Below are 11,172 nucleotides of genomic sequence, written 5' to 3'. Positions count from 1 at the left end.
AATAGCAAAATAACAATATCAATTATTATTACTAATTTAACAGCATGCCAGAACGATGGATAAAATACTAGAACGTTAGGTGCAATATTAAACAACAACCACGATGATACTAGACCAAAAAATAAGAGTAAAAAATTATAAATGCTTTGATTCTACTGGTGGTGGATTTGATAAAATCCTTCCAATCAATATCATCATTGGAAAAAATAATTCTGGGAAAAGCAGCTTAATTGACCTTATTCAATTTATCGTAACTAAAAACAAAGATTTCATAGATACAGGACGAGACAACATAAGTCCTGAAGTTTTAATTGAGCATCGAATAAAAGAAAATGAAATTGCACAAGCTTTCCCTCAAAATACAAGTGGAGGAGGAATACCTGCTTTAAACTTCTTTGAGTATGGAAAAACTTTTGTAAACAAAGTTTGCACATATCAACTTGGAGAAAATGGTACTAAAAAGTTGATTAATGTAAATGCCGAATTTGTAAATGAAGCAAAAAATCTATTTGACAATTTGGTAGGCACATTTAATCCTCCTTTTACAGGTAAGAGATTTTGTAATATTTCTGCTGAGAGAGATATTCTACCAGAGCAAACCAATGCCAATATTGAGTTTGCACCAAATGGCACGGGTGCAACGAATATTGTCCAACAGATAATAAATAGGACAAATAGAGACAGCCGATTAATTGAAAACGAACTCCTTCAAGAGCTGAATTCTATTATTAATCCTGACATACGCTTTACACGGATTCTTGTCCAACTAAGAGATAATAATCATTGGGAAATATTTTTTGAGGATAATAATAAAAAGCGAATTGCACTTTCTAAGATGGGAAGTGGCATTAAAACTGTTTTGCTGGTTCTATTAAATCTAATTGTAAGACCAGTTGTAGAAAGTAGAAAGTATGATTCATACGTGTTTGCATTTGAAGAATTAGAAAATAATCTTCACCCTTCACTTCAAAGGCGTTTGTACAATTATATTCGTAATTATTCAGAAAAACACTCTTCATTTTTTTTCTTAACAACTCATTCCAATGTCGTAATTGATGCATTTGGGACTTACAAAAACTCTCAATTAATTCATGTAAGCAATGATGGGTTAAAGTCTAGTTCTAGCACTGCATTATCCCATAATGGTGCTAAACAAATCTTGAATGATTTAGGGATTAAAGCAAGTGACATACTCCAAAGTAACGGTGTGATTTGGGTGGAAGGACCAAGTGATAGGAATTATATAAATAAGTGGTTGAAAATACTATCTCCTGGCCTACAGGAGGGGCTGCACTTCTCAATTATGTTTTATGGAGGTCGGCTATTATCTAACCTTTCATTTGACTTTGAGTGGTTTAATAGAGAGGTGATTCCTCTATTAAAAATAAATTCCAATGCCTTTGTTGTAATTGATAGAGACGGAAAAACTATGCATGGGAAAATTAATGAAACAAAAAAAAGAATTACAAGCGAGATTGGTGAAGGTAATTGTTGGATAACAAAAGGCAGAGAAATAGAAAACTATTTATCTGATAAAACTATCACTAATTGGTTGAAGGATAAACATGGAGTTATAACAAATTTCCATAACGAAAAAGATACAAAACTTGAAGACAATATCTTCAACTCCAATAGCAAAATCAATATAAAATATAACTTAAACAAAACTGTATTTTCATCTGAGATAGCAGATTACATCGACTCTGGTACATTGGAAATCATGGATTTAAAGAACAAGCTTGACATTTTGATTGATAATATTAAAAAATGGAATGAATAAATACAGCCCCAACTCCCCCTCGTCTTAGCGAAGCGGTGCCGAGGGGGCAGACCGGATATATCCACATGACTTTGGATATGCAAGTGTTGTAGCACATTAAATCAAAATCTAGTGAAAAGAATGAATACCTACATAACAATTGGAATTTTAACCTTAATTGGAATATTGACTTTAAGTAGTTGGAGTTCAAAAGGGAATTTAAAAAGAACCGAAAACGTTGAAAATAGAATTGAAAAGCAGGGTGAGGAAATCCGACAAGAAGAACGGAATCTAAGACTGACCGTATCGTCTGGTTTTGGAGGAAATGAAAAAGTTATTTCTAAAAATGTGACTTCAGAGTTAATTAAGAGTACGATGCAATCCATTAACTGGAATGAATTTCACATCGTGCAACTTGAGGACTTAAATAGTAATGGATTTAAGGCTTTGCATGTAAGTGGAAGTTTAGGACAAGATGGATTGGCTTCTGGACTTGTGACAGATGATGACCACATACTGATGATAAAACCAATCGAAACGGTTGACCAAATGACTGAAATACTGCTTGACTTTTTGAAAGGAGAAGATATTTGGCGGAGTAAATATGAATATAAATAAGGTGCTACAACAGCCGCTCATATGCCATACCCTATGGGTTACGGCACATAGCGGCGGAACGTTACCTGCCAGTTTAAGCACGACACCTAAATTTTAGTATTGAATGCGAACTATTTAAGATATGATGAAAGAAATATTGATTGTATTGGGCTCACCCAATTCTCCTTCCGGTGAACTAAGTGATATAGCCAAAAGTAGACTGGATTATTGTGAAGAACTGTATGAAAAAGGTAAATTGATACTGTGCACAGGGGGGTGGGGAACACATTTTAATACGTCAAACTATTCTCACGCTAGTTATGCAAAAAAATACCTGCTAAGAAAGGACGTCTCAGAAGAGGATTTCTTAGAATTTGCCTTATCCTCAAATACTGTTGATGATGCTGTGAAAATAAAATCAATTTTATCGAATTTTAAGAATACAACCCTGACAATAATTACTTCAGATTACCATTTAGACAGAGTAAAATTGATTTTCAATGAAATTTTAGCCGAGTATAAAATGAAGTTCATTGGAGTAAAAAGCAATCTAACTAAAGAGAAATATGCTCTTTTAATACAACACGAGAAAAAAGCAATAAGCTCTATCCTGGAAAATGGCTTGTATTATTAGCTCTTTCAGAAGGAAGGAAATAAAAGCCAGCTGGTATCGATTAGCCTGCCCCGCTAGCAAACATTAGCAGGGTTTTAAGACTCAATAAAGCCGAACCGCGACTATTGAAGTCAGATTGACTCATCGCTCCTAAAGACCATCTTGAACGAAAATGAATCAACATACGTATTGCGAAAAGAAACGAATCAAATTAATTGAACCTAACATGAAAATTAAAATTCTCTTGGTATTTATTGGTCTGGTGCTGTTGGTTGCCGCCTGCACACCCCCAGAAAAGACCTGCGTGATTAAAGGAAAAGTAATCAATCGTCCAAAGAGTACCCATCTCCGGCTGACAAAGGCTTTTGAGGACTCTCGTTCACGCTCTGTGGCGCTTATTCCCATTCAGGACGGCAGCTTTCATTATGAGATTAACTATACCGATGTGGAAGCTTATACGCTCATATTCGAGGATGAATATAAGCAAGGACGATCGCGCCCAATTATTTTTTTTACCACCAATGGAACGCTGGAAATGGAGCTTTACCCCATGGAGGATCATGCAAAAAATCTGATTGAGGGAGGAGAGGATAATCAGCAATTTGCGGTGGCTGTGAAGCTAAAGATGGATGAGGTTCGCACCAAAACAAAACAAATTCGGGATAGCTTGCAAGTATTGCAGAATAGCAAGAATTATTTTAGTCCATCGGGTGAAGGGCTAAGCGTAGCCGCCAAAAGACTTGTGGCTAAAAATGATTCTGTGATGAGAATGATTGAAGGTAGGGGCATTGAGCGGATAGCGTCGAATTTGACGATTCCGAATTACTATTTGTTAATTCAAGCCATTAGAGTGAGCAAATATGCAACGAAAACCTTCAATTTTGACGAACTCAGTGCTTTGCAGAAGCGATACGCGTCGAAGTTTAAGAAGCATGTTTACACAAAATACAGTAACGAAATTCTGTGGAGTATGGAGAACATGAAGCCAGGAGGGGATTTTTTCGATTTCACCTTACCTGACTTCAATGAGAGGGAATATACGCTTTCAGATGAGATCAAAGGGAAATACGCGCTTATCAATATTTGGGCTCCATGGTGTGGTTCGTGTATCTCCAAAAGCCGTGACATGAAAACCGTGTTTGAGGACTACAAAGATCGGGGCTTTACGGTTGTTAGTGTTGCTTCAAAATATGAAGAAATAGGCAAGGTGGAAAAGCTTTTGGAAAAAGAGCAGCATCCTTGGTTAACCCTGATTGATAAGCCGGAACTTGACTCCAGATTGAATGAACACTATGGCATTGAAAAGGCTGGTGGAACCTGTATACTGGTTGACAAAGCCGGTAAGGTTGTTTTGGTAAGTCCGGAAGCGGCTGAAGTCAGGCAGGTTTTGGAGGCAAACCTTTAGGCTATAGGCTAGGAATTGAGCTTTATTATGACGGTCAGTATTCAGTTGCCTGAGCAATAGTGAGGCAGTTGTTGGAAGTTTTCGCTGAATTGTGATGAGACTCGATTCCTAATTGACATTAGAGAAGATAAGTGAAAAGTTGTATTGAAAATATCAAAATGGAAACTAATTAAATCAGAAGAAAATGAAATTTACAAAAGAACCACCCTATGAGTTAGGAAAATTATGCTGCATTGTGAATGCAACAATAGAGACACTTAATATGAATATCCCTAAACTTTCTCAAGCATCGATTTATGAGTTGGATAGGGCGTTGGTTGCGATTGGTTATGGCTATGATTCCTCTATGGATCTTGGAACTCAATGGATACAATTAGTGGATATGTTGGAGAGGATGGATATTAGCTCAGAGAAAAAAGAAGAATTATTAGAAATAGCTGCGGATAAATATGAACATCTAGATACTAAAGGAGAACTAAAATGAGATTGAGTATTTAGATGATTAGAGTTATGCTAAATACTAGAAATCAGTTCATTTCTTTCTTGCTGACTCTACCCAACTCCCCTCGTCTTAGCGAAGCGGTGCCGAGGGGGAGGATCTGTGGTCTTGCTATGCTCTGAAAGCGAAGATTGTACGACTGGATGGGGCGATTATTGGAGCCAACCCGGGAAGGTAACATGCTGTAATGTTGGAACAACTTAAAAACAGATACTAATGAGACACTTTATCATCCTGTTCTTTTTTCTGGTTTCATCAGTGGCTTTAGGGCAAAAGCACCTGATCGGAATCCAGGGAGGGGTAAATCTGACTAATTTCAGCTCGAACGAAAGTTTTGAAAATACAACATTCAGGACCGGATGGATAGGCGGGCTAACTTATGATTGGCTGCTGAACGATAAATACCGGTTTGGCTTGGACATTTTGTATGCTCAGCGAGGCATTAAGGATAAATTTTACCTCATGGATGACAACGGGGTGTATACCGGAGAGATCAAGACCGAAATGAACTACGACTATTTGAGTTTTCCCCTGAAATTTGGCTATGTATTCGGAAATCGAGTGCGACTAATTCCGAAAATTGGCATTGTTCCCGCTCTTGTAATGAAGGCCGAAATTACCGTTCCAGGCTTTGATGACAATGGGATGATCACAGGGTGGGAGACCGTTGATCACAAGGATTATGTCACTCAGTTTGATTTGGGAGGTATTGGCGAATTGGGTATTGAAACGGATTTGTCTGAACGCCTTATTCTTTGTTCAAGCTTCAGTTACAAGCACAGTTTCACCACTTTTTCGAATTCCGGCTATTTTGACGGCTACCAACTGAGGCACTATGGGTTTTCAATTGCCCTTGGAATAAAGTATCGCTTACCCCAATAATTCGTTTTCAGTTGCCTGACCGGACAACTCGAGTCATCCGGTCAGGCAGGAATATGGAGAAAGGGCAGGTCTTATTCGTACCAGTTGATTTTTCGGGTGAAGAACATGGTGAGTCCTAAAATCAGGAACAGGCCGATGCTTCCAACCAACAGCGCAAACGATTCGAGTTGCAGCAGGATGAAGATGAAGAGGAAAACCAGGGATAAAATTCCGGTTAAGGTCAGGGAGCTGAGCCAGGTTTTTAGGAAGGACCGCGAATAGGCAAGCACCATGGCAATAACCGACAAGGCAGAGATTAGGTAGGCCCGGTTAAACCCAACATGCTCGGAGAAGGAAAGCAGCAGCAGGTAGAAAATGAGCAGGGCAAAACCCACCAAAATGTATTGAAAGGGATGAACGCGCTGCTTGGTAATGATTTCATTTAAAAAGAAGGACAGGAAGACGAAAACGATAATCAGGATGCCATATTTGGCGCTTCGCTCGTTTTTCTGGTAGTGGTCGGCCATGTCAACCAGGGTGACCCCAAAGTCGCTTGTCTTCAGGTCGTAGGCATTGTTGGTCCAGTGCTGCGGAAAATCACGGTTGTAGTTCAACACCTTCCACTGGGCTGTAAACCCTTTCTCGCTGATGCTACGTTCGGTTGGTAAAAACAGCCCCTTAAAGCTGGGATCGTTCCAGTTTGAAGCCAAGTTGACAAGGGTTGTTTCGCCCAGTGGCGCAAAGGAAATGGCACTGGAGCCTTTAAGCTGGAGCTGGATGGCAAAGTCAGCCGGCATGTTCTGGATATCGTTTTGTGCCAGGGTCAGTGAAATGCCATTGTTGCCCAGCAATTGGGTTGTCATGCCGGGGGAGAAGGGGATTGTCCGGTTGTTCCACTTCAGGGCTACCGCCGAACTGATGCCGCGTAGGTCGCCCACAGCCAGCGATAGCCGAACCTGATCCCACTTGACATCTTCGGGCTTAATGCCAAAACTTGCCAGATCCGGCTTCTCAAAATGACCGTTGATTTGAAGCTCGCTCTCATAAACAATGCTGTGGTAAATGCTCCGGTTCAGTTCTTTGGGAAAAAGTTCGCCCTGAACATTCAGTGTTTTGGGAAGCAGGTGATATTCGTGATGTCTTCTTTAACCAGTTCTCCGTCCTTATCCACAATCTTTTCGATGTAGGGAATACTGAGAATGGGCCCGCGGACGGTCTGTTCGTACGACCACGACCGGTGCACTTCCATCTGCGCTGATTCCGAGGTCATTTTGCGCTCATGAATCACGCCCATAATCATCATTTTTGGAATCAGCAAAATCAAAATGATGAAGCCAATGGTCATCAGTTTGACACTAAATCTGAAGCTTTTACTTTTTGTTTTTTCTTCCAGGAATTGTTGTGTTTTCATGTTTGAATTGTTTATGGTTTAAAGTGCTTTGCATTTCAAAGTGGACAGGTAAAAAAAATTACAAGCCTTTAATGATGGCTTCAAGGGCCGCTAAATGTTTTTCGAAGGCTGCTTTTCCGCTTTCCGTAATGGAATACTCCGTGTTGGGCTTGCGGTTGATAAAGCTTTTGGTCACCGAGAGGTAGCCCACCTTTTCGAGGTGTTTTAAGTGACTCGCCAGGTTTCCGTCAGTGGCTTCCAGGGTCTCTTTCAGGCTGTTGTAAGAGATGGATGCATTGACCGAAAGAATGGACATGATGCCTAGCCGCAACTTGTTTTCAAATGCTTTATCCAGATTTTGAATGATGTTTTTCACGCTTACTCTGTTTTTCTGTCATAGCGAAAATGCATGACTGTTCCATAAATCAGATGAACAAGCCCAAAGCCCAGGGCCCAAAAAATGAGTCCGATGCCGGGAAACAAAGCCGAAAGCAAGCCCAGGCCAATTTCAACGAGCCCCATGTAGAAAATTTCCTGTCGGGTGTATTTGGCGGCATTGACCAAAGCCAAGCCATAAAAAACCAGGCAGAAGGGAGCCACAACCGCGTAAACGCCCCGGTAGGAGAAAATTAAAATCAGGATGCCGCCGGTAATCAGCGGAATGGCTAAATTGATGAGCAAGCGCCGCGAGCCGGCAGACCAGAATTTTTGGTTCGTCTTTCTTATTTTGGAGAACGTAAGCCAAACAACGGTCGACAAGGAAACAAGCAGCAGGCCGGCTGCCAGTAGAAACAATTCCGTTGTTATTTGATTGGCATAAACTTTTCGGTATTCCAGAGGACCGGGCAAGTAAATCATTTTATAGGCCATGAAGGAGCCAATTAGGGCATACACGCCAATGAGAACGCCCGACAATCCGCTTAGCGACAGGAATCGGGTTGACTGTTCCATCATTTTCTTGATCTCTTTGATCTCGTCCAGGTAGTGATCGGTCGTTTTCATAGTCTGATTTGAAAGTACTTTGAAATACAAAGTAAAAGCTTTTTTAGTTTTCTGCAATAGTTTGTTTCCAAAAAATTTCAGATTGACCAAGGAGAAAACAAGCCTTGTACCCGAAGCGTGGCTTGTTGACTGTGTGATTGCAAGTTAAGTGCAAATTACGATTAGTCTTAGGATGTAATTTCTTATATTGGGGTGATTCTGATGACTTTACCGGTCGAAGACTCCAAGTCCAGGAATTGAAAAATTGGGTTCCTTTCTAAAATTAAGCCAATGAAAAAGGTAATTATACTTCTTTTACTAAGCCCTGTGGTGTTGCTGGTGCTGTTTTTTGGCGCCTTGGCCATTGCTTATTCTCCGGTGTATGTGTACCGCCTGGTAAGCATGAATGTTGCTGATGTTTACGACTACCAATATTTTGACAACCGGGTCATTCAAGGGGCTGAAGATGTTTTTCAGTTCCAAAAGCAATTGGATGAAGATTATGTCGAAGGTTTGTTTCACGACCGGGTTGTAGGGTCAGGGATGGAAACCTTTGATGAATGGGCTGAAAAATCGCAAACCACCGCCCTGATTTTTATCCGCAGAGATACCATTCTATACGAAAAGTACTTTAACGATTTTTACCGGGAGTCTTATTTTCATTCTCAGTCCATGGCCAAATCGTTTATCTCGTTTTTGATAGGAGCAGCCATTGATGATGGTTTTATTGGAGGAATCAATGATCCGATGACCCGCTATATTCCGGAGCTGAAGGAACGGGATCCGGACTTTGAAAAAATTACGATCCGGCATTTGCTCGAAATGCGATCGGGCCTTAAATACTTCACAGGGTACTTTCCGGGCACTTACATTCATTTACCCTGGCACGACGAAGCGGTGGGGTACTACCACAACAATGTCCGAAAGTTGCTCTTGAAAGATGTCGAAATTGCGTCGGAGCCGGGGCAGGCCTTTCAATATTGTAACTACAACACCAGCTACCTGGGCTTAATCATCGAAAGGGCAACCAACAAAACCGTATCTGCCTACCTGGAGGAGAAGTTATGGGGTAAAATAATGGAATACGACGCTCTTTTTTCCATCGACAGCCAGAAGTCAGGCTTCGAATACATGCCCAGTCGCCTTATTGCGCGGGCTATTGATTATGCACGATTTGGACGTCTCTATTTGCATCATGGAAACTGGAACGGCCGGCAAATCGTTTCGGAAGACTGGGTGGTGGAATCAACCCGTGAGAATAAAAATATTCCTCGGAATAGCTATCCCGACTGGTTTGGTGAAGGGTGTAAACGAACCTATTACAACTTTCAGTGGTGGGGGCATGCCAACTGTGATTCCACCTTTCAATTTGCCGCTTCGGGCAACCTTGGGCAAAACATTTATGTGATTCCCTCACAGGAAGTAATCATCGTTCATTGTGGGAACTCCTTGGAATACTATGGCGACTGGGATTTGTGGCAGGTTGCTGAAAAAATTACCAGCCTATCAGAGCCGTAACATGCCTATACGTTCAAAATAAAAAAAGCCACTTCCCAATATGAGAAGTGGCTTTTCGTGTTTATTTCAACTTAACTATTTCCTTATACGTCGTAGGTGGTTGAAGCGGTGTCGCCGCCACGACCAGTCCAGTTGGTGTGGAAGAATTCGCCACGTGGCTTGTCGATACGCTCGTAAGTGTGCGCTCCAAAATAGTCACGTTGTGCTTGCAATAGGTTGGCTGGCAAGCGCTCGCTGCGAAAGCCGTCAAAATAGCAAAGAGCCGATGTTAACGCAGGAACCGGAATTCCATACGACAGGGCCGTTGCACAAACCCGACGCCACCCGGCCTGGGCTTTTTCTACTTTTCCTTTGAAATAAGGGTCAAGCAGCAAGTTGGCCAGTGTTGGGTTTTTGTCGAATGCTTTTTTGATATCGGCCAAGAAAACCGAACGAATGATACAGCCGCCACGCCACATTAGGGCAATGCCGCCATAATTCAGGTTCCAGTTGTATTCTTTGGCCGCTTCCATCATCAGGTTGTAACCTTGCGCATACGAAATGATTTTGGCTCCAAACAAGGCGTCCTTCAGGTCGTTGATCATTTGGGCTTTATCGCCTTCAAATTTCACCTTGGGGCCTTCAATGACTTTGGATGCTTCCACGCGTAAATCTTTTTGAGCTGACAAACAACGGGCAAACACCGATTCTCCAATCAAGGTTAACGGAATACCGAGGTCGAGCGCTGAAACGCCAGTCCATTTCCCGGTGCCTTTTTGTCCGGCCGTATCCAGAATTTTCTCCACCAGTGCTTCGCCATCTTCTTTATAACCCAGAATATCGCGGGTAATCTCGATCAGGTAAGAATCCAGGTCACCTTTGTTCCACTCTTTAAATACTTCGTGCATTTCATCGGAACTCATGCCCAGCATTTCTTTCATCAATTGGTAGGCCTCGCAAATGATTTGCATATCGCCGTACTCAATCCCGTTGTGTACCATTTTTACAAAGTGTCCGGCACCATCTTCACCCACCCAGTCGCAACAGGGAGAGCCATCTTCTACCTTGGCAGCAACCGACTGGAAAATGTCTTTGACAGCAGGCCATGCAGTTGGCGATCCGCCTGGCATCATAGAGGGCCCTTTCAGTGCGCCTTCTTCACCACCTGAAACCCCGGTTCCGATATACAGCAATCCTTTGCTTTCAACGTATTTGGTGCGACGAATGGTGTCGGGGAAGTGTGAGTTTCCACCGTCAATGATGATGTCACCTTCTTCCAAATGAGGAATAATCAAATCGATAAAGTCATCAACCGGTTGTCCGGCTTTAACCAGCATCATTACCTTACGGGGTTTTTGCAGCGAGGCACAAAGCTCTTTGATGGAGTGCGCTCCGATGAAGTTTTTGCCGGCGCCACGTCCCTTGATGAATTTGTCTACTTTCTCAACAGTGCGGTTATAAACGGCTACCGTATAGCCTTTACTTTCCATGTTTAATACCAGGTTTTCGCCCATTACGGCTAACCCAATTAAACCGATGTCTGCTAATTTTGTCATGGTATTGCTCTTTT

10 protein-coding genes and 1 pseudogene are annotated in these 11,172 nt (G+C 41.7%); 7 read left to right on the top strand and 4 right to left on the bottom strand.

Annotation, left to right across the window (positions count from 1 at the left end; translation table 11 throughout):
• Positions 1-103 precede the first annotated feature (103 nt).
• From Q1A18_RS17870 to Q1A18_RS17845, 6 genes are all read left to right on the top strand, one after another.
• On the top strand, positions 104-1,780 hold the full coding sequence (locus Q1A18_RS17870; protein ID WP_299583995.1) for an AAA family ATPase: 1,677 nt from the start codon (positions 104-106) through the stop codon (positions 1,778-1,780).
• Positions 1,781-1,900: 120 nt separating this feature from the next.
• Positions 1,901-2,377 carry a hypothetical protein gene (locus Q1A18_RS17865; protein WP_299583992.1) on the top strand — a complete coding sequence of 159 codons (477 nt, stop codon included), beginning with the start codon at positions 1,901-1,903 and terminating at the stop codon, positions 2,375-2,377.
• 121 nt (positions 2,378-2,498) lie between these two features.
• The gene (locus Q1A18_RS17860; protein WP_299583989.1) at positions 2,499-2,990 is read left to right on the top strand and encodes a YdcF family protein; all 492 of its coding nucleotides are present in this window, start codon (positions 2,499-2,501) and stop codon (positions 2,988-2,990) included.
• Between the two features lie 205 nt (positions 2,991-3,195).
• Complete coding sequence (locus Q1A18_RS17855) at positions 3,196-4,374, top strand: TlpA disulfide reductase family protein (protein ID WP_299583986.1); 1,179 nt, start codon at positions 3,196-3,198, stop codon at positions 4,372-4,374.
• A gap of 184 nt (positions 4,375-4,558) precedes the next feature.
• On the top strand, positions 4,559-4,858 hold the full coding sequence (locus Q1A18_RS17850; protein ID WP_299583983.1) for a hypothetical protein: 300 nt from the start codon (positions 4,559-4,561) through the stop codon (positions 4,856-4,858).
• 231 nt (positions 4,859-5,089) lie between these two features.
• Positions 5,090-5,755, top strand: coding sequence for an outer membrane beta-barrel protein (locus tag Q1A18_RS17845; protein WP_299583976.1), 666 nt, complete (start codon positions 5,090-5,092; stop codon positions 5,753-5,755).
• A 71-nt stretch (positions 5,756-5,826) separates the two neighbouring features.
• Here Q1A18_RS17845 and creD read toward each other — a convergent pair.
• From creD to Q1A18_RS17830, 3 genes and pseudogenes are all read right to left on the bottom strand, one after another.
• Positions 5,827-7,034: pseudogene (gene creD / locus Q1A18_RS17840) on the bottom strand (cell envelope integrity protein CreD).
• 169 nt (positions 7,035-7,203) lie between these two features.
• A complete protein-coding gene (locus Q1A18_RS17835) occupies positions 7,204-7,500 on the bottom strand; it encodes a transcriptional regulator (RefSeq protein WP_299583972.1) in 297 nt (98 codons plus the stop codon).
• A 2-nt stretch (positions 7,501-7,502) separates the two neighbouring features.
• On the bottom strand, positions 7,503-8,126 hold the full coding sequence (locus tag Q1A18_RS17830) for a hypothetical protein (RefSeq protein ID WP_299583969.1): 624 nt from the start codon (positions 8,124-8,126) through the stop codon (positions 7,503-7,505).
• A gap of 270 nt (positions 8,127-8,396) precedes the next feature.
• On the opposite strand from Q1A18_RS17830, the gene Q1A18_RS17825 reads away from it, so the two are divergent.
• Entirely contained in the window at positions 8,397-9,623 is a 1,227-nt protein-coding gene (locus Q1A18_RS17825; RefSeq protein ID WP_299583966.1) for a serine hydrolase, read from the top strand.
• A gap of 83 nt (positions 9,624-9,706) precedes the next feature.
• On the opposite strand, the gene gnd is transcribed toward Q1A18_RS17825, so the two are convergent.
• A complete protein-coding gene (gene gnd / locus Q1A18_RS17820; RefSeq protein WP_299583963.1) occupies positions 9,707-11,158 on the bottom strand; it encodes a decarboxylating NADP(+)-dependent phosphogluconate dehydrogenase in 1,452 nt (483 codons plus the stop codon).
• Positions 11,159-11,172: the final 14 nt, after the last annotated feature.

The organism is uncultured Sunxiuqinia sp. (genome assembly GCF_947495665.1).
Taxonomy (GTDB): Bacteria; Bacteroidota; Bacteroidia; order Bacteroidales; family Prolixibacteraceae; genus Sunxiuqinia; species Sunxiuqinia rutila.
This window is presented reverse-complemented; position numbering and strand designations above follow the sequence as displayed.

What these genes read in the sequence shown, in the direction of transcription:
- Q1A18_RS17860 (WP_299583989.1), top strand. Translation starts at nt 2,499, where the DNA reads ATGATGAAAGAAATATTGATTGTATTGGGCTCACCCAATTCTCCTTCC.
- Q1A18_RS17870 (WP_299583995.1), top strand. Translation starts at nt 104, where the DNA reads ATGATACTAGACCAAAAAATAAGAGTAAAAAATTATAAATGCTTTGAT.
- Q1A18_RS17825 (WP_299583966.1), top strand. Translation starts at nt 8,397, where the DNA reads ATGAAAAAGGTAATTATACTTCTTTTACTAAGCCCTGTGGTGTTGCTG.
- gnd (WP_299583963.1), bottom strand. Translation starts at nt 11,158, where the DNA reads ATGACAAAATTAGCAGACATCGGTTTAATTGGGTTAGCCGTAATGGGC.
- Q1A18_RS17850 (WP_299583983.1), top strand. Translation starts at nt 4,559, where the DNA reads ATGAAATTTACAAAAGAACCACCCTATGAGTTAGGAAAATTATGCTGC.
- Q1A18_RS17855 (WP_299583986.1), top strand. Translation starts at nt 3,196, where the DNA reads ATGAAAATTAAAATTCTCTTGGTATTTATTGGTCTGGTGCTGTTGGTT.
- Q1A18_RS17865 (WP_299583992.1), top strand. Translation starts at nt 1,901, where the DNA reads ATGAATACCTACATAACAATTGGAATTTTAACCTTAATTGGAATATTG.
- Q1A18_RS17845 (WP_299583976.1), top strand. Translation starts at nt 5,090, where the DNA reads ATGAGACACTTTATCATCCTGTTCTTTTTTCTGGTTTCATCAGTGGCT.
- Q1A18_RS17830 (WP_299583969.1), bottom strand. Translation starts at nt 8,126, where the DNA reads ATGAAAACGACCGATCACTACCTGGACGAGATCAAAGAGATCAAGAAA.